General features: G+C 40.3%; 15 protein-coding genes, 9 tRNA genes and 4 rRNA genes. 26 read left to right on the top strand and 2 right to left on the bottom strand.

All coding sequences use genetic code 11. The features are described 5' to 3' along the window. Window position 1 precedes the first annotated feature (1 nt). The 14 genes from lysS (at window position 2) to rrf (QA539_RS10195) (ending at window position 7,843) form a co-directional block, all read left to right on the top strand. Window positions 2–1,489 (top strand): lysine--tRNA ligase, encoded by a 1,488-nt coding sequence (lysS, locus tag QA539_RS10260; RefSeq protein ID WP_219493331.1) that lies wholly within the window; start codon window positions 2–4, stop codon window positions 1,487–1,489. A gap of 270 nt (window positions 1,490–1,759) precedes the next feature. Continuing rightward, window positions 1,760–1,874 (top strand): 5S ribosomal RNA (rrf, locus tag QA539_RS10255). A 12-nt stretch (window positions 1,875–1,886) separates the two neighbouring features. Beyond that, a tRNA-Val gene (locus QA539_RS10250) sits at window positions 1,887–1,962 on the top strand. A gap of 11 nt (window positions 1,963–1,973) precedes the next feature. After that, window positions 1,974–2,049, top strand: a tRNA-Thr gene (locus QA539_RS10245). A 5-nt stretch (window positions 2,050–2,054) separates the two neighbouring features. After that, window positions 2,055–2,127: transfer RNA gene (locus QA539_RS10240), tRNA-Lys, on the top strand. Window positions 2,128–2,147: 20 nt separating this feature from the next. Further along, a tRNA-Gly gene (locus tag QA539_RS10235) sits at window positions 2,148–2,222 on the top strand. Between the two features lie 15 nt (window positions 2,223–2,237). Further along, window positions 2,238–2,326 (top strand) — tRNA-Leu (locus QA539_RS10230). Between the two features lie 17 nt (window positions 2,327–2,343). Then, window positions 2,344–2,420 (top strand) — tRNA-Arg (locus tag QA539_RS10225). A gap of 13 nt (window positions 2,421–2,433) precedes the next feature. Next, window positions 2,434–2,507: transfer RNA gene (locus QA539_RS10220), tRNA-Pro, on the top strand. A 12-nt stretch (window positions 2,508–2,519) separates the two neighbouring features. After that, window positions 2,520–2,595: transfer RNA gene (locus QA539_RS10215), tRNA-Ala, on the top strand. A 129-nt stretch (window positions 2,596–2,724) separates the two neighbouring features. Beyond that, window positions 2,725–4,278, top strand: a 16S ribosomal RNA gene (locus QA539_RS10210). Window positions 4,279–4,374: 96 nt separating this feature from the next. Beyond that, window positions 4,375–4,451: transfer RNA gene (locus tag QA539_RS10205), tRNA-Ile, on the top strand. A 137-nt stretch (window positions 4,452–4,588) separates the two neighbouring features. Beyond that, window positions 4,589–7,517: ribosomal RNA gene (locus QA539_RS10200) — 23S ribosomal RNA — on the top strand. Window positions 7,518–7,728: 211 nt separating this feature from the next. Further along, window positions 7,729–7,843 (top strand): 5S ribosomal RNA (gene rrf, locus QA539_RS10195). The 16S, 23S and 5S rRNA genes sit together here with 9 tRNA genes alongside, the layout of an rRNA operon. 105 nt (window positions 7,844–7,948) lie before the next feature. Here rrf (QA539_RS10195) and QA539_RS10190 read toward each other — a convergent pair. Continuing rightward, window positions 7,949–9,283: a PLP-dependent aminotransferase family protein gene (locus QA539_RS10190; protein WP_219493329.1), complete on the bottom strand. Its 1,335-nt coding sequence runs from the start codon at window positions 9,281–9,283 to the stop codon at window positions 7,949–7,951. A gap of 104 nt (window positions 9,284–9,387) precedes the next feature. Between QA539_RS10190 and pdxS the strand changes: the two genes are divergently transcribed. The 3 genes from pdxS to QA539_RS10175 all read left to right on the top strand — a co-directional run bounded on the left by pdxS (window position 9,388) and on the right by QA539_RS10175 (window position 11,566). Further along, window positions 9,388–10,275, top strand: a complete 888-nt coding sequence (pdxS, locus tag QA539_RS10185) for a pyridoxal 5'-phosphate synthase lyase subunit PdxS (RefSeq protein WP_413475389.1) — start codon at window positions 9,388–9,390, stop codon at window positions 10,273–10,275. A 1-nt stretch (window position 10,276) separates the two neighbouring features. Next, window positions 10,277–10,837, top strand: coding sequence for a pyridoxal 5'-phosphate synthase glutaminase subunit PdxT (gene pdxT / locus QA539_RS10180; RefSeq protein ID WP_219494864.1), 561 nt, complete (start codon window positions 10,277–10,279; stop codon window positions 10,835–10,837). Window positions 10,838–10,939: 102 nt separating this feature from the next. Next, complete coding sequence (locus QA539_RS10175) at window positions 10,940–11,566, top strand: nitroreductase family protein (RefSeq protein WP_219493328.1); 627 nt, start codon at window positions 10,940–10,942, stop codon at window positions 11,564–11,566. A gap of 83 nt (window positions 11,567–11,649) precedes the next feature. Here QA539_RS10175 and QA539_RS10170 read toward each other — a convergent pair whose 3' ends face one another. Beyond that, window positions 11,650–12,858 (bottom strand): NupC/NupG family nucleoside CNT transporter, encoded by a 1,209-nt coding sequence (locus QA539_RS10170; protein WP_120786885.1) that lies wholly within the window; start codon window positions 12,856–12,858, stop codon window positions 11,650–11,652. Window positions 12,859–13,042: 184 nt separating this feature from the next. On the opposite strand from QA539_RS10170, the gene QA539_RS10165 reads away from it, so the two are divergent. The 9 genes from QA539_RS10165 (at window position 13,043) to gltX (ending at window position 22,599) form a co-directional block, all read left to right on the top strand. After that, window positions 13,043–13,504 carry a CtsR family transcriptional regulator gene (locus QA539_RS10165; protein ID WP_219493324.1) on the top strand — a complete coding sequence of 154 codons (462 nt, stop codon included), beginning with the start codon at window positions 13,043–13,045 and terminating at the stop codon, window positions 13,502–13,504. Window positions 13,505–13,514: 10 nt separating this feature from the next. Then, window positions 13,515–13,901: a UvrB/UvrC motif-containing protein gene (locus QA539_RS10160; RefSeq protein WP_219493322.1), complete on the top strand. Its 387-nt coding sequence runs from the start codon at window positions 13,515–13,517 to the stop codon at window positions 13,899–13,901. Further along, window positions 13,891–14,895, top strand: coding sequence for a protein arginine kinase (locus QA539_RS10155; protein ID WP_118003427.1), 1,005 nt, complete (start codon window positions 13,891–13,893; stop codon window positions 14,893–14,895). The genes QA539_RS10160 and QA539_RS10155 overlap by 11 nt, the downstream gene beginning before the upstream one ends. Before the next feature lie 9 nt (window positions 14,896–14,904). Continuing rightward, on the top strand, window positions 14,905–17,331 hold the full coding sequence (locus tag QA539_RS10150) for an ATP-dependent Clp protease ATP-binding subunit (protein ID WP_219494863.1): 2,427 nt from the start codon (window positions 14,905–14,907) through the stop codon (window positions 17,329–17,331). Window positions 17,332–17,554: 223 nt separating this feature from the next. Further along, a complete protein-coding gene (gene radA, locus QA539_RS10145; RefSeq protein WP_219493319.1) occupies window positions 17,555–18,916 on the top strand; it encodes a DNA repair protein RadA in 1,362 nt (453 codons plus the stop codon). Between the two features lie 12 nt (window positions 18,917–18,928). After that, complete coding sequence (locus QA539_RS10140; RefSeq protein ID WP_219493317.1) at window positions 18,929–19,978, top strand: PIN/TRAM domain-containing protein; 1,050 nt, start codon at window positions 18,929–18,931, stop codon at window positions 19,976–19,978. Then, window positions 19,971–20,651 carry a 2-C-methyl-D-erythritol 4-phosphate cytidylyltransferase gene (gene ispD / locus QA539_RS10135; RefSeq protein WP_419895178.1) on the top strand — a complete coding sequence of 227 codons (681 nt, stop codon included), beginning with the start codon at window positions 19,971–19,973 and terminating at the stop codon, window positions 20,649–20,651. The genes QA539_RS10140 and ispD overlap by 8 nt, the downstream gene beginning before the upstream one ends. Beyond that, the gene (ispF, locus tag QA539_RS10130; protein ID WP_147404566.1) at window positions 20,648–21,127 is read left to right on the top strand and encodes a 2-C-methyl-D-erythritol 2,4-cyclodiphosphate synthase; all 480 of its coding nucleotides are present in this window, start codon (window positions 20,648–20,650) and stop codon (window positions 21,125–21,127) included. Before ispD ends, ispF begins: the two co-directional genes overlap by 4 nt. 17 nt (window positions 21,128–21,144) lie before the next feature. Continuing rightward, entirely contained in the window at window positions 21,145–22,599 is a 1,455-nt protein-coding gene (gltX, locus tag QA539_RS10125; protein WP_419895177.1) for a glutamate--tRNA ligase, read from the top strand. Window positions 22,600–22,620: the final 21 nt, after the last annotated feature.

The raw sequence follows: 22,620 nt of genomic DNA, 5'->3' as shown, positions 1-22,620 counted from the left end.
TATGACTGAAGAATTAAATGACCAAATGCTGGTTCGCCGTCAAAAAATGCAAGATTTATTGGATTTAGGAATCGATCCATTCGGACAGAAATTTGAAAGAACGGCAACATCTAAAAGCTTAAAAGAAGATTGGGATGCTTTTTCTAAAGAAGAATTACATGATAAAGAAGCGGAGTCTCACGTCTCGATTGCAGGACGTATTATGACGAAGCGTGGTAAAGGTAAGGCAGGATTTGCCCATGTCAAAGATTTAGAAGGACAAATTCAGATTTACGTTCGCAAAGACGCAGTGGGTGATGAACAGTTCGATTTATGGAACAGTGCTGACTTAGGAGATATTGTAGGTGTTGAAGGTGTAATGTTTAAGACGAATACTGGAGAACTTTCAGTTAAGGCAACATCATTTACGATGCTTGCGAAAGCTTTACGCCCATTACCTGACAAATTCCACGGCTTACAAGACGTAGAACAACGTTACCGTCAACGTTATCTTGATTTAATTACAAGCGATGAATCAACACAGACGTTCATTACACGTAGTAAAATTATTCAGGAGATGCGTAGCTACTTAAATGCAAAAGGCTTCTTAGAAGTAGAAACGCCAATGATGCATACAATTGCCGGAGGTGCCGCAGCACGTCCGTTCGTTACACATCATAATGCGTTAGACATGGAATTATACATGCGTATTGCGATTGAATTACACTTAAAACGATTAATCGTTGGTGGATTAGAGAAAGTTTATGAAATTGGACGCGTGTTCCGTAACGAAGGAATTTCAACACGTCACAATCCTGAATTTACAATGATCGAATTATATGAAGCTTATGCTGACTATAACGATATTATGGATTTAACTGAAGAGATGGTAGCTTATATTGCGGAGAAAGTAACTGGATCTACAACAGTAACGTATGATGGTGAAGAGATTCACCTTGCACCAAAATGGCGTAGATGGCATATGGTTGATGCTGTAAAAGAATTTACAGGTGTTGATTTCTATAATGTAAATACAGACGAAGAAGCACATGCGCTTGCAAAAGAACATGGTGTAGAAGTAAAGCCGAATATGAAATACGGTCACGTATTAAATGAATTCTTCGAACAAAAAGTAGAAGAAAATTTAGTGCAGCCAACATTTATATATGGCCATCCTGTTGAAGTATCACCACTTGCAAAACAAAATCCCGAAGATAAACGTTTCACAGATCGTTTTGAATTGTTTATTGTACGTCGTGAACACGCGAATGCATTTACTGAGTTAAATGACCCGATTGACCAAAAACAACGTTTCTTAGCGCAAATGGAAGAGAAAGCCCAAGGCAATGACGAAGCGCACGAAATGGATGAAGATTACATCGAAGCATTAGAATATGGTATGCCACCAACAGGAGGACTCGGTATCGGTATTGACCGTTTAGTAATGTTGCTTACAGATAGTGCATCAATCCGAGATGTATTATTATTCCCATACATGAGACATAAATAATGAATTTAAGCGCTAAATCCCTTTAAACAAGGGTTTTTAGCGTTTTTTTATTGCGAGATTATTTATCAGAAAAATAAAACTTTAAGAATGAGAAAAAAAGTATTGAAAAAGTGTTGACTTTAACATGAGTATTTTGTAAGATATAAAAGTCGCTTGAAACGAGTGGCATTAAAGAAAATGAATCAATTGTAAAGTTCATGAACGCAGTGTAAAATTTACTATTGAAAATATCTTCGAAGCTGTTATACTTATATAAGTATTGAAAATTTGTCTGGTGACGATGGCAGAGAGGTCACACCTGTTCCCATACCGAACACAGAAGTTAAGCTCTCTAGCGCCGATGGTAGTTGGTCTTACGATCCGCGAGAGTAGGACGTTGCCGGGCAATATATACCCAGGAGGATTAGCTCAGCTGGGAGAGCATCTGCCTTACAAGCAGAGGGTCGGCGGTTCGAGCCCGTCATCCTCCACCATTTAATATTACGCCGGAATAGCTCAACTGGTAGAGCAACTGACTTGTAATCAGTAGGTTGAGGGTTCAAGTCCTTTTTCCGGCACCATTTTTGAGCCATTAGCTCAGTTGGTAGAGCATTTGACTTTTAATCAAAGGGTCAGAGGTTCGAATCCTCTATGGCTCATAATTATTTTTAATAAGTGCGCGAAAGTAGTTCAGTGGTAGAATACAACCTTGCCAAGGTTGGGGTCGCGGGTTCGAATCCCGTCTTTCGCTCCATTGGAGAAATTAAATGCCGGGGTGGCGGAACTGGCAGACGCACAGGACTTAAAATCCTGCGGTAAGTGATTACCGTACCGGTTCGATTCCGGTCCTCGGCACCATTTAATTTTTATAATATGCGCCCGTAGCTCAATTGGATAGAGCGTTTGACTACGGATCAAAAGGTTAGGGGTTCGACTCCTCTCGGGCGCGCCATTATTATTAGCTACGGGAAGTAGCTCAGCTTGGTAGAGCACTTGGTTTGGGACCAAGGGGTCGCAGGTTCGAATCCTGTCTTCCCGACTTACTTAATATGGGGGCTTAGCTCAGCTGGGAGAGCGCCTGCTTTGCACGCAGGAGGTCAGCGGTTCGATCCCGCTAGTCTCCACCATTATTATTTAAAAATGAACATTGAAAACTGAATGACAATATGTCAACGTTAATTCCAATAATTTGAGTGATTAAGTTCACTCCCAAGAGTGATTGCCTCAAGCAATCAAAGAGCTTTATCAAGCAATCTATTATGGAGAGTTTGATCCTGGCTCAGGATGAACGCTGGCGGCGTGCCTAATACATGCAAGTCGAGCGAACGGACGAGAGTGCTTGCACTCTCTGATGTTAGCGGCGGACGGGTGAGTAACACGTGGGTAACCTACCTATAAGACTGGGATAACTTCGGGAAACCGGAGCTAATACCGGATAATATCTAGCTTCGCATGAAGCGATAGTGAAAGACGGTTCTGCTGTCACTTATAGATGGACCCGCGGTGTATTAGCTAGTTGGTGAGGTAACGGCTCACCAAGGCAACGATACATAGCCGACCTGAGAGGGTGATCGGCCACACTGGGACTGAGACACGGCCCAGACTCCTACGGGAGGCAGCAGTAGGGAATCTTCCGCAATGGACGAAAGTCTGACGGAGCAACGCCGCGTGAGTGAAGAAGGTTTTCGGATCGTAAAACTCTGTTGTAAGGGAAGAACAAGTACGTTAGTAACTGAACGTACCTTGACGGTACCTTACCAGAAAGCCACGGCTAACTACGTGCCCGCAGCCGCGGTAATACGTAGGTGGCAAGCGTTATCCGGAATTATTGGGCGTAAAGCGCGCGTAGGCGGTCTCTTAAGTCTGATGTGAAAGCCCCCGGCTCAACCGGGGAGGGTCATTGGAAACTGGGAGACTTGAGTGCAGAAGAGGAGAGTGGAATTCCATGTGTAGCGGTGAAATGCGCAGAGATATGGAGGAACACCAGTGGCGAAGGCGGCTCTCTGGTCTGTAACTGACGCTGAGGTGCGAAAGCGTGGGGATCAAACAGGATTAGATACCCTGGTAGTCCACGCCGTAAACGATGAGTGCTAAGTGTTGGGGGGTTTCCGCCCCTCAGTGCTGCAGCTAACGCATTAAGCACTCCGCCTGGGGAGTACGGTCGCAAGACTGAAACTCAAAGGAATTGACGGGGACCCGCACAAGCGGTGGAGCATGTGGTTTAATTCGAAGCAACGCGAAGAACCTTACCAAATCTTGACATCCTTTGACAACTCTAGAGATAGAGCTTTCCCCTTCGGGGGACAAAGTGACAGGTGGTGCATGGTTGTCGTCAGCTCGTGTCGTGAGATGTTGGGTTAAGTCCCGCAACGAGCGCAACCCTTATCTTTAGTTGCCATCATTAGGTTGGGCACTCTAGAGAGACTGCCGGTGACAAACCGGAGGAAGGTGGGGATGACGTCAAATCATCATGCCCCTTATGATTTGGGCTACACACGTGCTACAATGGATGGTACAAAGGGCAGCAAAACCGCGAGGTCAAGCAAATCCCATAAAACCATTCTCAGTTCGGATTGTAGTCTGCAACTCGACTACATGAAGTTGGAATCGCTAGTAATCGTAGATCAGCATGCTACGGTGAATACGTTCCCGGGTCTTGTACACACCGCCCGTCACACCACGAGAGTTTGTAACACCCGAAGCCGGTGGAGTAACCTTTTAGGAGCTAGCCGTCGAAGGTGGGACAGATGATTGGGGTGAAGTCGTAACAAGGTAGCCGTATCGGAAGGTGCGGCTGGATCACCTCCTTTCTAAGGATAATTACGGAAACAGACCATCAGGTCTGTAGGAATTGACATTGACATATTGTATTCAGTTTTGAATGTTTATACATTCAAATTAATAATGGGCCTATAGCTCAGCTGGTTAGAGCGCACGCCTGATAAGCGTGAGGTCGATGGTTCGAGTCCATTTAGGCCCACCATTAAATATTGTACTTTGAAAACTAGATAAAGTAAGAAGATATAAAGATTTTACCAAGCAAAACCGAGTGAGTTCATATTTGAATTCTTGAAAAAATCGCGCGTCTGCATTTATGCAGACATCACAATATTAATAACAGATTAAGTTATTAAGGGCGCACGGTGGATGCCTTGGCACTAGAAGCCGAAGAAGGACGTTACTAACGACGATATGCTCTGGGGAGCTGTAAGTAAGCTTTGATCCAGAGATTTCCGAATGGGGAAACCCAGCATGAGTTATGTCATGTTATCCATATGTGAATACATAGCATATGAGAAGGCACACCCGGAGAACTGAAACATCTAAGTACCCGGAGGAAGAGAAAGAAAATTCGATTCCCTTAGTAGCGGCGAGCGAAACGGGAAGAGCCCAAACCAGAGTGCTTGCACTCTGGGGTTGTAGGACACTCAACACGGAGTTACAAAGGAATAGTTTAGACGAATGACTTTGGAAAAGTCAGCCATAGAAGGTAAAGGCCCTGTAGTCGAAAAGTTATTCTCTCCTGAGTGGATCCTGAGTACGGCGGAACACGTGGAATTCCGTCGGAATCCGGGAGGACCATCTCCCAAGGCTAAATACTCTCTAGTGACCGATAGTGAACCAGTACCGTGAGGGAAAGGTGAAAAGCACCCCGGAAGGGGAGTGAAATAGAACCTGAAACCGTGTGCTTACAAGTAGTCAGAGCCCGTTAATGGGTGATGGCGTGCCTTTTGTAGAATGAACCGGCGAGTTACGATTTGATGCAAGGTTAAGCAGTATATGTGGAGCCGTAGCGAAAGCGAGTCTGAATAGGGCGAATGAGTATCAGGTCGTAGACCCGAAACCAGGTGATCTACCCATGTCCAGGTTGAAGTTCAGGTAACACTGAATGGAGGACCGAACCGACTTACGTTGAAAAGTGAGCGGATGAGGTGTGGGTAGCGGAGAAATTCCAATCGAACCTGGAGATAGCTGGTTCTCTCCGAAATAGCTTTAGGGCTAGCCTCGCATGATGATTACTGGAGGTAGAGCACTGTTTGGACTAGGGGCCCCCCTCGGGTTACCGAATTCAGACAAACTCCGAATGCCAGATAATTTAATGCGGGAGTCAGACTGCGGGTGATAAGGTCCGTAGTCGAGAGGGAAACAGCCCAGACCACCGACTAAGGTCCCAAAATATATGTTAAGTGGAAAAGGATGTGGCGTTGCCCAGACAACTAGGATGTTGGCTTAGAAGCAGCCATCATTTAAAGAGTGCGTAATAGCTCACTAGTCGAGTGACGCTGCGCCGAAAATGTACCGGGGCTAAACATATTACCGAAGCTGTGGATTGTCCGTAGGACAATGGTAGGAGAGCGTTCTAAGGGCGTCGAAGCATGATCGTAAGGACATGTGGAGCGCTTAGAAGTGAGAATGCCGGTGTGAGTAGCGAAAGACGGGTGAGAATCCCGTCCACCGATTGACTAAGGTTTCCAGAGGAAGGCTCGTCCGCTCTGGGTTAGTCGGGACCTAAGCCGAGGCCGAATGGCGTAGGCGATGGACAACAGGTAGATATTCCTGTACCACCTAAGATTGTTTGAACGATGGGGGGACGCAGTAGGATAGGCGAAGCGTACTGTTGGTTATGTACGTCCAAGCACTGAGATTGAGTATCGAGGCAAATCCGGTACTCACCAAGATCAAGGTGTGATGGGGAGCGAAATTATAGTAGCGAAGTCGTTGATTTCACACTGCCAAGAAAAGCCTCTAGTTAGAAATTAGGTGCCCGTACCGCAAACCGACACAGGTAGTCAAGATGAGAATTCTAAGGTGAGCGAGCGAACTCTCGTTAAGGAACTCGGCAAAATGACCCCGTAACTTCGGGAGAAGGGGTGCTTTTTAGGGTGCAAGCCTTGAAGAGCCGCAGTGAATAGGCCCAAGCGACTGTTTATCAAAAACACAGGTCTCTGCAAAACCGTAAGGTGAAGTATAGGGGCTGACGCCTGCCCGGTCTTTGGAAGGTTAAAAGGAGTGGTTAGCGTATGCGAAGCTACGAATTGAAGCCCCAGTAAACGGCGGCCGTAACTATAACGGTCCTAAGGTAGCGAAATTCCTTGTCGGGTAAGTTCCGACCCGCACGAAAGGCGTAACGATTTGGGCACTGTCTCAACGAGAGACTCGGTGAAATCATAGTACCTGTGAAGATGCGAGGTTACCCGCGACAGGACGGAAAGACCCCGTGGAGCTTTACTGCAGCCTGATATTGAAATTCGGCACAGCTTGTACAGGATAGGTAGGAGCCTTTGAAGCGTGAGCGTCAGCTTACGTGGAGGCGCTGGTGGGATACTACCCTGGCTGTGTTGACTTTCTAACCCGCGCCACTTATCGTGGCGGGAGACAGTGTCAGGCGGGCAGTTTGACTGGGGCGGTCGCCTCCTAAAGAGTAACGGAGGCGCTCAAAGGTTCCCTCAGAATGGTTGGAAATCATTCGCAGAGTGTAAAGGCACAAGGGAGCTTGACTGCGAGACCTACAAGTCGAGCAGGGTCGAAAGACGGACTTAGTGATCCGGTGGTTCCGCATGGAAGGGCCATCGCTCAACGGATAAAAGCTACCCCGGGGATAACAGGCTTATCTCCCCCAAGAGTTCACATCGACGGGGAGGTTTGGCACCTCGATGTCGGCTCATCGCATCCTGGGGCTGTAGTCGGTCCCAAGGGTTGGGCTGTTCGCCCATTAAAGCGGTACGCGAGCTCGGGTTCAGAACGTCGTGAGACAGTTCGGTCCCTATCCGTCGTGGGCGTAGGAAATTTGAGAGGAGCTGTCCTTAGTACGAGAGGACCGGGATGGACATACCTCTGGTGTACCAGTTGTCGCGCCAGCGGCATAGCTGGGTAGCTATGTATGGACGGGATAAGTGCTGAAAGCATCTAAGCATGAAGCCCCCCTCAAGATGAGATTTCCCAACTTCGGTTATAAGATCCCTCAAAGATGATGAGGTTAATAGGTTCGAGGTGGAAGTACAGTGATGTATGGAGCTGACGAATACTAATCGATCGAAGACTTAATCAATTTTATAGATTTTTTATTCGGGATTGCCGGGTAGAATCTAATATATCTTACTTACTTTATCTAGTTTTGAAAGTATAAACTAAAGGTTGAGACGCGCGTCATGGTCCGTATCATTTTTGATAGATCGACTGAGAATCGCAAGATTCGATATGAGATCTAGAAAATGAATAGGGACAGCGAGTTGAAACTGGATATCATATTCTTTCATTTGTCTGGTGACGATGGCAGAGAGGTCACACCTGTTCCCATACCGAACACAGAAGTTAAGCTCTCTAGCGCCGATGGTAGTTGGTCTTACGATCCGCGAGAGTAGGACGTTGCCGGGCAATATATAAATGGATGCGATGAGCCGCACATTGGGGACCTGTTAGGTCTCTTTTTTTATACAAAAAAGTAACTGCATAGTGCAGTTACTTTTACTTATTATGGGTTTAATTTTTTAGTCGTTTAATAATGGAAGAGATTTCATCGTCTTCGATACTTCCAAATCCGATAATATACTTATTTTTATAACTTGTTTTTTCTCCAGAATAGTAATCATCTATCGTATTAATTGCAATACTATCTTTATTGATAATTTCTTTCGTCTCGAGTACGAAGTGCATACCCGCATCACTGCCAGTTATATTGCTTTGCTTAAAGGTCTCTTTAACAGACTGAAGTACAAGCTCTAATTTCTTCTTATATTCCTTTCTCATCCTGTTAATATTCCGTTCAAATTCACCATCTTTCATAAATGCAGCTATCATATATTGAATATGTCTTGGAACAGTGTTATTTGGCTTTGACATCGCTTTATACAATTTCAGCAGTTTATCAGGCAGTACTAAATAGGCACATCTGATGCTTGGATAGATAGATTTTGAGAATGTACTCATATATATCACACAATCATTGCTCATACCTTGTAATGCAGCGAGAGGCCTTCCTTTATATCTAAACTCACTATCGTAATCGTCTTCAATAATATAGCGATTTTGTTTTTGCTTTGACCAATTAATCAGTTCAGTTCTGCGCTTTGCGCTGAGTACGACACCTGTTGGGAACTGATGACTTGGTGTAACGTGCACAATTTCAACATCTTCAGGAAGTGATGAAACGATGAGTCCTTCTTCATCAACATCGATATACTGATAGTCTTTGTGTTCGCTTTGTAATACTTTTCGAATGAGTGGGTAACCAGGGTTTTCTAATATATATGAGCTGTTACCTAATATTTTAGTAAGGAGGGTAAACAGCTGTTCTGTAGAACTGCCGATAATGATTTGATAATTTTCGCAGTTCACTCCGCGAGAATGATATAGATAGCGTCTAATTTCATTGCGCAATATTTCTTCTCCCTGAACATCACCAAGTTCCAGTAAATGATATTGCTCTTGTTCAAATGCATCTCGTGCGTACTTTCTGAATTTGTGAAATGGAAATGATTTTATGTGACTGTCTTCTATTTTAAGAGATAACTGTCTTTGTTTATGATGATGATTTGGCATGTCTGATTTACTTTCAGGTGCTATATTTATCGTCTGAATATCTTCTACAAAAAAACCTACTTTTGGTACTGAATATATATATCCTTCATCCAGTAATTGCTGATATGCGATCTCGATTGTGGTTCCACTTAAGTTCAGATGTGTACTGAGTTTACGTTTCGAAGGGAGTTTTTCTTTATGTTTTAATTTGCCAGATAAAATATCTCTTTTAATGTTTTCATATAATTGCGTATATAAATATTTTTGATCACTGAATTTGTATGTAAGTATCTCCATGAAACTGACCCCTTTATTTTATTAATAACTGATACTTTTATAATATCAGATAATATTATACATTAGTAATTGTAGTGTAAATTCAGAATATGAGGTGTATATTAATGAGTAAAATCGTAGGATCAGATAAAGTTAAACGTGGTATGGCAGAAATGCAAAAAGGCGGCGTTATTATGGATGTTGTCAACGCTGAACAAGCAAAAATTGCTGAAGCTGCTGGTGCAGTAGCTGTAATGGCATTAGAACGTGTGCCTAGTGATATTCGTGCAGCAGGCGGCGTTGCTCGTATGGCTGACCCTCGTATCGTTGAAGAGGTAATGAATGCAGTATCTATACCTGTTATGGCAAAAGGTCGTATTGGTCACATTACTGAAGCACGTGTATTAGAAGCAATGGGCGTTGACTATATCGATGAGTCAGAAGTATTAACTCCAGCAGATGAAGAGTTTCATTTAAAGAAAGATGAATTTACAGTACCATTCGTATGTGGATGTCGTGATTTAGGTGAAGCAGCGCGTCGTATCGGTGAAGGAGCAGCGATGTTACGTACAAAAGGTGAACCTGGTACAGGAAATATCGTTGAAGCTGTATGTCACTTACGTAAAGTAAATGCACAAGTGCGTAAACTATCTGTAATGAACGATGATGAAATTATGACGGAAGCTAAACTTTTAGGCGCACCTTATGAGGTATTAAAAGAGATTAAAGCTTTAGGTAAGTTACCAGTTGTGAACTTTGCAGCAGGTGGTGTTGCTACACCAGCGGATGCAGCATTAATGATGGAGCTAGGAGCTGATGGTGTATTCGTAGGTTCTGGTATCTTTAAATCAGAATCACCTGAAAAATTTGCAAAAGCAATTGTTCAAGCGACAACACATTATCAAGACTATAAATTAATCGGTGAACTTTCTAAAGAGTTAGGAGCAGCGATGAAAGGTTTAGATATTAATAAGCTTTCTTTAGAAGAAAGAATGCAGGAACGTGGCTGGTAATATGAAGATTGGTGTATTAGCATTGCAAGGTGCTGTAAGAGAGCATATTCATCATATTGAACTAGCAGGTCATACAGGTTTACCTGTAAAGCGTGTAGAACAACTAGAAGATATCGATGGATTAGTATTGCCTGGTGGAGAATCAACAACGATGCGTCGTCTGATGGATCTATATGGCTTTACTGAAACGTTACGCCAAAGTGAATTACCGATGTATGGCACATGCGCAGGGTTAATCTTACTTGCAAATGATATCGTCGGTTATGAGGAAGGTCATTTAAGGAAGATAGATATTACAGTTGAACGTAATTCATTTGGGCGTCAAGTCGATAGCTTTGAAGCTGATCTTGATGTTAAGGGTATTGAAGATCGAGTAAATGCAGTTTTTATCCGTGCACCACATATTGTGTCTGTTGGGCCAGAAGTGGAAGTACTGAGCATAGTAGACGATAAGATGGTAGCAGTCAAACAAGGGAAATATCTCGGTATATCATTTCATCCGGAACTTACTGAAGATTTTAAAATCATGAAATATTTTATAGAAGAAATGGTAATGAAATAATATTTTTGTAAAAAGGCTACATTTGAAAAATGTAGGCTTTTTCATTTTGTGACATTTCAGATGCATGTTATAATCAATCATTATAAAAAAGGAGTATCTTACATGAAAGACTTATCATTAAAACAAGCAATCGAATCACGTCATTCAATAAAAGAGTTTAATCCAGATATCACAATTCCTCATGAAATAATGGAAGAAATGATTACTTTAGCAACGAAGGCACCGTCTTCTTTAAATTTACAACCTTGGAGATTTGTTGTAGTAGAATCCGATGAATCGAAAGCGGCAATAAGAAATCACGTTCATTTTAATACGCGTCAATTAGATACAAGCTCAGCTTTTGTACTAGTATTATCGGATAATAACCATAAAAATGACTTAGATAGAATTATGCAGCAAAATGTAAAAGAAGGATATATGGATCAAAATATAAAAGATGAAAATACGAAGGTGATTCAACAGCTTCTGGATCAGACGCCAGATGAATCTATGTATACTCAAGGAATGATGGATTCTGCCATGGCGGCAATGCAGTTTATGCTTGTCGCAAAAGATTATGGCTTCGATACAAATCCAATTGGTGGTTTTGACAGAGGAGCGGTATTACAAGCGTTAAATATTGATGGAGGACGATACACACCTGTAATGTTCATCGCAATTGGAATTGCAGCTAAAGAACATTATCCATCCTCAAGATATGATGTATCAGAAATATTGACATATAATTAATTAGAGACGAATTTTGTAGGAACAAAACAATCAATATTATCATAAAAAAGAGTGGACTGTTTATGAAACAGTCCACTTATCTTTTATATAAAGAAACCTGCAATTGTTGCTGAAATGAATGATACAAGTGTAGCGCCGTATAATAATTTCAGACCGAACCTAGCGACCACATCACCTTGCTTATCGTTAAGTGACTTAATAGCCCCTGCGATAATACCGATAGATGAGAAGTTAGCAAAAGATACTAAGAATACAGAAACGATTCCGACCGCATGTTCTGATAATTCGCCAGTCTTTCCTTTAACGATGGACTGAATATCTAGCATTGCAACAAATTCATTCGAAACGAGTTTAGTCGCCATAATAGATCCTGCGCGAACCGCATCGTCCCAAGCGATTCCTGTTAAGAATGCAAGAGGTGCAAACAAATACCCAAGTATAGTCTGGAAGTTCATTTCGCCTGGTGTAAACGCCTCGACGATTCCATTAAGCATTGCAATTAAGGCGATATAACCGATTAACATTGCTGCAACGATAATAGCAACTTTAAATCCATCAAGAATATATTCGCCAAGCATCTCGAAGAATGATTGTTTCTTTTCATCTTCAGTCATAATCACCGCATCTTCTTCTTCAGCAGATACTCTATAAGGATTGATGATTGAAGCGATAATAAATCCACCAAATAAATTAAGTACGATGGCTGTAACAACAAATCGTGGTTCAATCATCTGAAAGTAAGCTCCGACAATTGATAACGAAACGGTAGACATTGCCGACGCTGTTAAAGTATACAGCCTATGCTTCGGTATAAACGGTAGTTGCTTCTTTAATGAAATGAATACTTCAGATTGCCCAAGAATTGCTGCGGCTACTGCATTGAAGGATTCAAGTTTGCCCATCCCGTTTACTTTAGAAATAACTAATCCTAAATATTTGATGATAAAAGGTAAGATTTTTAAATATTGAAGGATACCTATTAATGCTGAAATAAAAGTGATTGGTAACAATACATCAAAGAAAAATGAATTAGCTACGCCATCATTTTTAACACCTGGGAATACAAAATATACACCTTCTGCTGCATACTTAAGTAAATAACCAAATCCAGTTGCTAGTTGTGTAACGAGCCAAATCCCAGCTGTTGTTTTTAGCAAGACGAAAGCAAGTATGAATTGAATTACAAGCATGATACCAATATATTGCCATCTTACGCCTTTTTTATCCGAACTCATGATCCATGCGAGAGACAAGAAGATAATAAGTCCGATAATACCTATTATAAAGTTCATAATATCGCTCCTTTTAATATTAATTTTAACTATACATATCATACTATATAATTTATGAAAGCGCTAAACAAATTTTAATTTCATTTTGAACAGATGTTCAAATATGAAAGATAAACATATTGTTTGCACTAAATGACAAATCAAAATATAATAAAGTCAAAGAAGGTCAAAGGTGGGTGATGTCATGCACAATATGTCGGATATAATTGAACAATATTTAAAGCAACTGCTTGAAGAAGCGACAGATGACGTCGTGGAAATTAAGCGTGCCCATATTGCAGAGAAGTTTGATTGTGTACCTTCACAGTTAAATTATGTCATTAAAACAAGGTTTACAAATGAACATGGTTATCAAATCGAAAGTAAACGTGGTGGCGGTGGCTATATCCGTATTACAAAGATTGAATCAAACGATAAGTCAGCTTTTTTAAATCATCTTAAAGAGCTTACAAGTAAGCAGATTTCCCAGCAAAACGCTGAGCGCATTATTGCGGGTCTATATGATAACGAATTGATTACATTAAGAGAGAAGAAGTTGATCATGTCAACGATTCACAGAGATACTTTAAGGATGGAAGTACCGTACCGTGATTATATTAGAGCGAATATATTACAAAATGTACTTGCAATCATCCAATACAACTAGGAGGTACAGTATGGCTTATGAAGAAGAATTTTCGATGAATCAGCTATTGAAACATTTACTTAATAGCGGAGAATTTCAAACACATCCTGATAAATGTCCTAACTGTGGTCTTTCACTAAGAGAGGCGTTGCATATCGGCAAGTTTGGTTGTAGTGAATGTTACGACGCATTTAGTCAATATGTCCCTCAAGTAATAGAGAGAGTTCAAGCAGGTAATCTGGAACATGTCGGACAGCAACCTTTTAAGTCTCAAGAAAAGATTGCACTTAAAAAGCGTATTGAAGCACTGGAAGAACAACTACAGCAATTAATAGAAGTACAAAACTTTGAAGAAGCTGTAAATGTAAGAGACGAAATAAAAGTATTAAAGGAAGGTGGTGATACTCATGTTGAGTAAACACCTTCAAAGTGAACTTAGCGACTGGATGCAAAGTGGTAAAGATGAACCGGTCATCTTGAGTTCTAGAATCAGATTGGCGCGTAACTTAGAAGGTTTTGTGCATCCGATGATGTTTAGTGAGGGAGATGCAGAACGTGTTATTGAAGCGGTGGGGAGTGTGCTTCATGATTATGAAGAAATAAAGATGAGCAAAATATCTGAACGAGAGCGCTTAATGCTTGTCGCAAAGCATTTGATGAGTAAAGAATTATTGGATAATAACGGTGGTGCCGTCTATATTAACGATGATGAATCAGAGAGCATTATGGTAAATGAGGAAGATCATATCAGAATACAAGTGCTCGGTAAAGATTTATCTCTTCAGAAGTTATATATGCGTGCTCAAGATATTGATAAGCGGTTAGATGAAAAGTTAACAATGGCCTTTGACGAGCATTATGGATATTTAACGACATGTCCTACTAATATAGGAACAGGTCTACGTGCTAGTGTAATGCTCCATTTACCAGGACTTTCTATTATGAATCGTATGAATCGAATCGCTCAAGCTATCAATCGTTTTGGTTTTACGATTCGTGGTATATATGGAGAAGGGACACAAGCATTAGGTCATATATACCAAGTATCTAATCAGTTGACACTCGGTAAAGATGAAGAAAGTATTATTGAAGATCTTCAGCAAGTTGTCGAACAGATTATTGAGGAAGAACTCAATATGCGCAAACGAATGAATAATTACGATCATATTGAAACTATTGATAGAATTTATCGTAGTTTAGGTATTTTGAAATACAGCCGTAAGATTTCAGTAGAAGAAGCAAGCCTTCGTCTAAGTGAAGTAAAGCTTGGAATTGATATGGATATCATCAATATTCCGTTTAGGTTTAACGAACTTATGGTAGCAATTCAAGCACCGTTTTTAGATACCGTATATGATACACAAGGCACAATAGAAGAAAAAAGAGCAGAGATGCTACGAACGCATCTATAAGGAGGAATTATATTGTTTGGTAGATTAACAGAACGTGCTCAAAGAGTACTTGCACATGCACAAGAAGAAGCGATTCGTTTAAATCACAACAACATTGGAACAGAACATTTATTGTTGGGTCTTGTAAAAGAGCCTGATGGTATCGCTGCAAAAGTCTTAGCGGCTTACAATATCACAGAAGATAAAGTTGTATCTGAAGTAGAACAACTTATCGGTCATGGTACAGACATGGGTGGCACAATACAATATACACCACGCGCTAAGAAGGTCATCGAATTATCACTTGATGAAGCACGTAAATTAAATCATAACTTTGTAGGGACAGAGCATATTCTACTTGGTTTAATCCGTGAAAATGAAGGAGTTGCAGCACGCGTACTAGCGAATCTTGACTTAAACATTACAAAAGCAAGATCTCAAGTGGTGAAGTTACTTGGTAGTCCTGAGATGACAGGCAAAGATACGAATGCTTCAAAATCACAAAATACACCGACACTTGATGAACTTGCGCGCGATCTAACAGTCATTGCAAAAGATGGCACACTAGATCCAGTGATTGGGCGTAGTGCTGAAATTACGCGTGTTATTGAAGTGTTGAGTCGTCGTACAAAAAATAATCCTGTGCTTATTGGGGAACCGGGTGTAGGTAAAACGGCGATTGTAGAAGGATTAGCACAAGCAATTATCAATAATGAAGTGCCAGAAACATTAAAAGGAAAACGTGTAATGAGTTTAGATATGGGTACTGTTGTTGCTGGTACTAAATATCGAGGCGAATTCGAAGAGCGTCTTAAGAAAGTGATGGAAGAAATTCATCAGGCAGGTAATATTATCTTATTCATCGATGAATTACACACTTTAATTGGAGCTGGAGGTGCAGAAGGAGCAATCGATGCTTCTAACATATTAAAGCCTGCACTTGCACGTGGTGAGTTACAATGTATTGGTGCGACAACATTGGAAGAGTACCGTAAATATATAGAGAAAGATGCAGCACTTGAACGTCGATTCCAACCTGTTCAAGTGGATCAGCCGAATGTAGAAGATGCAATAGAAATATTAAAAGGGTTGCGTGACCGTTATGAAGCACATCACAGAATTAAGATTTCTGATGAAGCACTTGTAGCTGCAGTTAAGATGAGTGATCGTTATATATCAGATCGCTTCTTACCAGATAAAGCGATAGACTTAATCGATGAAGCAGGTTCTAAAGTACGCTTACGCAATTATACAACACCTCCAAGCTTAAAAGAGCTTGAAGCGGAATTAGAAAAAGTGAAGAATGAAAAAGACGCTGCAGTACATTCTCAAGAGTTCGAACAGGCAGCAAGTTTACGTGATAAACAGACACAGCTTGAGAAAAAGTTAGAAGAAACTAAAAAAGAATGGCAAAAAACACAAGGTTCAAACAATACTTCAGTAACTGCAGATGACATTGCCAATGTTGTAGCGCAATGGACAGGTATTCCGATTGCTAAAATTGCAGAAACTGAATCACAAAAGCTATTGAACCTGGAAGAAATCTTGCATAATCGTGTCATTGGTCAAGCTGATGCCGTATCATCTATTTCTAAAGCTGTGCGTCGTGCACGTGCTGGTCTTAAAGATCCGAAACGTCCGATTGGGAGCTTTATCTTCTTAGGACCTACTGGTGTAGGTAAAACAGAACTTGCGAAAGCACTAGCTGAGGCAATGTTTGGTGAAGAGGATGCGATGATTCGCGTAGATATGAGTGAGTTTATGGAGAAACATAGCGTCTCACGTATGGTAGGTTCTCCTCCAGGATATGTAGGTCATGATGATGGCGGTCAATTAACAGAAAAGGTACGTCGTAAACCTTATTCAGTTATCTTATTTGACGAAATAGAAAAAGCACATCCAGATGTCTTTAACATTCTGTTACAAGTACTCGATGATGGGCGTCTTACAGATTCGAAAGGTCGTACGGTAGATTTCAGAAATACGGTTATTATTATGACGAGTAACGTCGGAGCTCAAGAAATTAAAGATAATAAATTTGTTGGGTTCGGGGGGCAGACTGCAGCTCAGGATTATGAAACAATCCGTAAAACGATGATGGATGAGCTTAAGAAACAATTCCGCCCTGAGTTTTTAAACAGAATTGATGATATCATCGTATTCCATAAATTGGAGAAAGATCAATTGAAAGAAATTGTGACATTAATGGTCGAAGGGCTTGCAAACAGACTGAAAGAGCAAGATATCCATATTTCATTGACAGATGCAGCGAAAGAGAAAATCGCAGATGAAGGCTATGATCCTGAGTACGGAGCAAGACCACTTGCTAGAGCAATTCAAAAACATATTGAAGATCAGTTATCTGAAGAACTATTAAAGGGTGAAGAATTAACTGGACATCACATTACTATAGATTATGTGGATGATGCATTTAAAATTGATAAAGCAAAAGCATAATTGATGAGTAGGGACATAAGTTTCAGATTAATAATCTTTAATTAATAGCGGTACAGAAATTACTATAATCAAACCCGAATAGTGCTGGAAATAAAGAATATTTTCTTAGCATCATTCGGGTTTTACTTATGGTAGAACACTTCTGTACCGACTTTTTCGTTATAATTGTTTAATTAGTTAAAAAGCTTTAAAATAAATAGATACATAATGAGGAGGAATCGCTTTGGTAAAGGTGAAAAGCACATTTGAATGTATGGCCTGTGGTTATCAGTCACCGAAATGGATGGGAAAGTGTCCGAATTGTGGTGCATGGAATCAAATGGAAGAAGTTATTGAGCATAAACAGAAGGGCCCTAAAAATGCGATTTCTGAATCACAAAGTGGTAATAAAGTTGAAAAACTAAAAGATATAACGAAAGAAAGTGTTCCTCGTGATCATACGCAGATGAAAGAACTGGATCGTGTACTTGGAGGAGGAATCGTTCCGGGTTCATTGATACTTATCGGCGGAGACCCGGGGATTGGTAAGTCCACATTACTACTACAAGTTTGTGCAATGCTTTCACAAAACCATCCCGTACTCTATATTTCTGGAGAGGAATCGGTAAGACAAACGAAATTACGTGCCGATCGTCTATTAGAGGATGCAGGTGAGCTTGATGTATATGCAGAAACCAACCTTCAGATTATCCACGAAACGGTAAGGAAAACAAAACCGAAATTTTTGGTTATCGATTCAATTCAAACAATATTTCATCCAGAGGTTACAAGCGCACCTGGTTCTGTATCGCAAGTCAGAGAATGTACACAAGAGTTAATGCGTATCGCAAAGCAGATGAACATTGCAACATTTATCGTAGGGCACGTGACAAAAGAAGGACAGATCGCAGGTCCAAGGTTACTAGAACATATGGTTGATACAGTTCTTTACTTTGAAGGAGATACTCATCATAGCTACAGAATATTACGCGCAGTGAAGAATCGTTTTGGTTCGACAAATGAAATGGGTATATTTGAAATGAAGAATACAGGCCTTAAAGAAGTCCTGAATCCTTCAGAAATGTTCCTTGAAGAACGTACAAAAAATGTAGCAGGTTCAACTATCGTTGCAACGATGGAAGGCACGCGTCCATTACTAGTTGAAGTTCAGTCACTTGTAACGCCGACATCTTTTCATAATCCAAGAAGAATGGCATCAGGTGTCGACCATAATCGACTGAACCTATTGATGGCTGTACTAGAGAAAAAACAAGGATATTTATTACAGCAACAGGATGCATATGTGAAAGTTGCGGGTGGTGTAAAACTTGATGAACCTGCTGTTGATTTAAGTGTTATCGTAAGCATCGCTTCAAGCTATAATGATAAACCGACACGAGGCGATGACTGTTTTATCGGAGAAGTCGGTCTGACTGGTGAAGTGAGACGTGTTGCACGTATTGAACAACGTGTACAAGAAGCTGAAAAACTCGGTTTTAAACGTGTCATCATCCCAAAAAATAATATTGGTGGCTGGGATTTCCCCGGAAATATTGAAGTGATTGGTGTAACAAATATTAACGAAGCATTAAAAATGGCATTTTAAGGAGGTGTATAGATGTTAAGAAAGCTTGTTTTATTAATATTTTTCGTTGTAGGTGCTTCAGCAGGTATCTTCTTGATACCTGAGCTTGTTGGACTGTTTGATTTTAAAGTTCCTGATATATTATCTAATCCATATATCGATGGGGCCGTAGGTATCGCTGTCTTTTTTCTTTTATTTTACTGGCTTGTCGATCGTGTTGTGGCTTTAATTATAAGAGGTGAGAAACTCCTCCTTAAGATCAATTTTATTGATTTGATTATCGCAACTTTTGGTATGATTATTGGTCTGATGATTGCTTCAATGATCAGTTTAATCTTTAACTTTATGGGGTTTCCTTTTCTTAAGAATACGGTACCGATTATTTTAGCAGTTGTATTAGGATATTTAGGTTTTCAAGTGGGTATTCAAAAACGTGGTGAGATATTAAGTTTCTTGCCTGAACGTTTTCAGCCTAATAAGAGAAAATCATTCGATTTCCCAAAACTATTAGATACTTCTGCAATTATCGATGGGCGTATTTTATCAATCGTAAAGTGCGGTTTTTTAGATGGTACGATTGTAGTGCCACAAGGTGTGCTGGATGAATTACAATTAATAGCTGATTCGACAGATGGAATAAAGAGAGATAAGGGGCAACGTGGGTTAGATATATTAAGTGAACTGCAAGAGACAGGACATCCTTTGAATATTATTCCAGGGAATAAAAACATTAAAGAAGTGGACCAGTTGCTTGTTACGATGGCGAAAGACATGAAGGCGAGTGTGATCACTACAGATTTCAATTTGAATAAAGTCTGCCAAGTGCAAGGTATCCAAGTGCTGAATGTAAATGATCTGTCAGAAGCAATTAAACCTGTTGTCGCTCAAGGAGATAAGATGTTATTAAATGTCACTAAATCAGGAAAAGAAGAAGATCAAGGTGTAGGCTACATGGAAGATGGTACGATGGTTGTTGTAGAACACGGTAAGAAGTATATCAACAAACAAATTCAAGTGGAAGTGCAATCCATATTGCAGACATCTTCAGGTCGAATTATTTTTACGAAGAAAGTGAATGACTAATATGTATGATGTAATTATTCCCGCAGCCGGTATGGGCAAAAGAATGCAGGCTGATAAAAATAAAATTCTATTACAACTACACAGTAAATCGATTCTTGAACACACACTTGAAACGTTTCAGAGTGATGATAATTGCCGTGCCATTCATTTAGCAGCACAAAAAGATGAATTGGAAATGCTTAAAGCAATGTCTAAAGCTTATAACAAAATAGAAGTAGTGACTGTAGGCGGTAGTGAAAGACAATATAGCATCTATAATGTGCTCAAAGCAATTCAGCCGTGCGATTATGTGTTTATACATGATGCGGCAAGACCTTTTGTTACACCAGAAACATTGTATAAGTTATATACAAAAGTACAACAATATAAAAGTGTTGTTGCCGCTGTTAAAGTGAAAGATACGGTTAAGCGTGTGATTGATTTCCAGGTAGAAGAAACGTTAAATAGAGAAGAACTTTGGCAGATTCAAACACCACAAGCATTCAGCTATCATTTATTACTTGAAGCATATAATAAAGCAAATGAAGATGACTTTTTAGGTACTGACGATGCGTCGCTTGTTGAACGGCTGTACCCAGTTAACATCGTTGAAAGTGATTATGATAATATTAAGATTACAACGCCGGAAGATATGTTCTTTGCGGAAGCAATACTGAAGAAAAGAGGGATTTGATGAGAATTGGATATGGATATGATGTACACCAATTAGTCGAAGGTCGACCTTTAATCATCGGCGGCATCGAACTGGAACACGATAAAGGATTACTTGGACATAGTGATGCCGACGTATTACTCCATGCGATTACAGATGCAATTTTAGGTGCTGTCTCTCTTGGTGACATCGGCAAATTTTTTCCGGATGATGATCCGAAGTACAAAGGTGCGGATTCTAAGATTTTATTAAAAGAGGCGTACCAGCATGTTCTTAAGTTAGGATATGAAATAGGCAATTTAGATGCGACAATTATTGCAGAAAAACCGAAATTCCGTCCGCATATCGATGCTATGCGAGAGTCGATTGCGAATGTCTTAAATACAGACATTTTCAACGTGAACGTCAAAGCGACAACGAACGAGAAGATGGGTTATTTAGGACGACAAGAAGGTATACAGGCACAAGCTGTGGTATTATTATTAAAAACAAACTAATTAATGGAGTGAACAAGATGAGTAAAGTAAGAGTAAGATATGCACCAAGTCCAACGGGGTTCTTACATATTGGAAATGCGCGTACGGCATTATTTAACTATTTATTTGCCAGACATAACGGTGGAGATTTTATTATCCGAATTGAAGATACAGATACTGCGCGTAACGTAGAAGGTGGAGAAGCGAGCCAGTTAAAGTTCTTACAATGGTTAGGAATGGACTGGGATGAATCAATTGATAAAGATGGAGGATTTGGTCCTTATCGTCAATCTGAGCGTGCTGATATTTATAATCCAATTATCGAGAAATTATTAGCTGAAGACAAAGCTTATCGCTGCTATATGACTGCCGAAGAATTAGAAGCAGAACGCGAGGCACAACTTACGCGTGGAGAAATGCCAAGATATGGTGGTAAGCATGCGCATTTAACGAAAGAAGAAGAAGCAGCACTGATCGCTGAAGGTAGACAACCTGCAATTCGTATCCGTGTGCCGAAAGATAAGGTATACACGTTTAATGATATGGTTAAAGGAGAAGTTTCATTTGATTCTAACGGTATCGGTGACTGGGTTATTGTTAAGAAGGATGGTATCCCAACGTATAACTTTGCAGTAGCAATCGATGATCACTTTATGGAGATTACTCATGTCATTCGCGGTGACGACCATATTTCAAACACACCAAAACAAATGATGGTCTATGAAGCGCTAGGATATGAAATCCCGACGTTTGGTCATATGACGTTAATCGTGAACGAAGACCGTAAGAAATTGTCTAAACGTGACGGTTCAATCATTCAGTTTATTGAACAATACCACGATCTTGGATACTTACCAGAAGCGTTATTTAATTTTATTGGACTGCTTGGCTGGTCTCCTGAAGGTGAAGAGGAAATCTTTACAAAAGAACAATTCATTGAAATGTTTGACGAGAAACGTCTAAGCAAATCACCAGCATTCTTTGATAAACAAAAACTAGCGTGGATCAACAATCAGTATATGAAAAAGAAAGATTTAGATACTGTATTTGAAATGACGTTACCACATATGAAAAAAGCTGAACTTGTTTCTGAACAACCGACAGATGAAGAGCTTGCTTGGGCAAAAGCTTTAGTTGGATTATATCAGGAGCAGATGAGTTACGCCGGTGAAATTGTTGAACTAAGTGAGTTATTCTTCCGTGATGAAATTGAACTTGGAGAAGCAGAGTCTGAGGTCGTAAATGGAGAACAGGTCCCTGAACTTGCTCAAAGTTTAATTGGTCAGTTAGAAACATTAGAAACATTTGATGCGCCAAGTATTAAAGGGGCAATTAAATCTGTACAGAAAGAAACAGGTATCAAAGGGAAAAATTTATTTATGCCGATTCGTGTTATGACAACAGGACAAATGCATGGTCCAGAGCTACCAAATACATTAGAATTACTTGGTAAAGAAAAAGTTATTGCACGTGTTCAAAAGTACGTGAAATAAAATCGTTGAAAAATTATCGCT

It is taken from the genome of Macrococcus psychrotolerans (assembly GCF_038095555.1).
Lineage (GTDB): Bacteria > Bacillota > Bacilli > Staphylococcales > Staphylococcaceae > Macrococcoides > Macrococcoides psychrotolerans.
Note: the sequence above shows the minus strand (reverse complement) of the source record. Positions and strands in the feature narration are given on the sequence as shown.

Coding starts and splice junctions, on each gene's coding strand:
- lysS (WP_219493331.1), top strand. CDS start 2: ATGACTGAAGAATTAAATGACCAAATGCTGGTTCGCCGTCAAAAAATG.
- QA539_RS10190 (WP_219493329.1), bottom strand. CDS start 9,283: ATGGAGATACTTACATACAAATTCAGTGATCAAAAATATTTATATACG.
- pdxS (WP_413475389.1), top strand. CDS start 9,388: ATGAGTAAAATCGTAGGATCAGATAAAGTTAAACGTGGTATGGCAGAA.
- pdxT (WP_219494864.1), top strand. CDS start 10,277: ATGAAGATTGGTGTATTAGCATTGCAAGGTGCTGTAAGAGAGCATATT.
- QA539_RS10175 (WP_219493328.1), top strand. CDS start 10,940: ATGAAAGACTTATCATTAAAACAAGCAATCGAATCACGTCATTCAATA.
- QA539_RS10170 (WP_120786885.1), bottom strand. CDS start 12,858: ATGAACTTTATAATAGGTATTATCGGACTTATTATCTTCTTGTCTCTC.
- QA539_RS10165 (WP_219493324.1), top strand. CDS start 13,043: ATGCACAATATGTCGGATATAATTGAACAATATTTAAAGCAACTGCTT.
- QA539_RS10160 (WP_219493322.1), top strand. CDS start 13,515: ATGGCTTATGAAGAAGAATTTTCGATGAATCAGCTATTGAAACATTTA.
- QA539_RS10155 (WP_118003427.1), top strand. CDS start 13,891: ATGTTGAGTAAACACCTTCAAAGTGAACTTAGCGACTGGATGCAAAGT.
- QA539_RS10140 (WP_219493317.1), top strand. CDS start 18,929: ATGTTAAGAAAGCTTGTTTTATTAATATTTTTCGTTGTAGGTGCTTCA.
- ispD (WP_419895178.1), top strand. CDS start 19,971: ATGACTAATATGTATGATGTAATTATTCCCGCAGCCGGTATGGGCAAA.
- gltX (WP_419895177.1), top strand. CDS start 21,145: ATGAGTAAAGTAAGAGTAAGATATGCACCAAGTCCAACGGGGTTCTTA.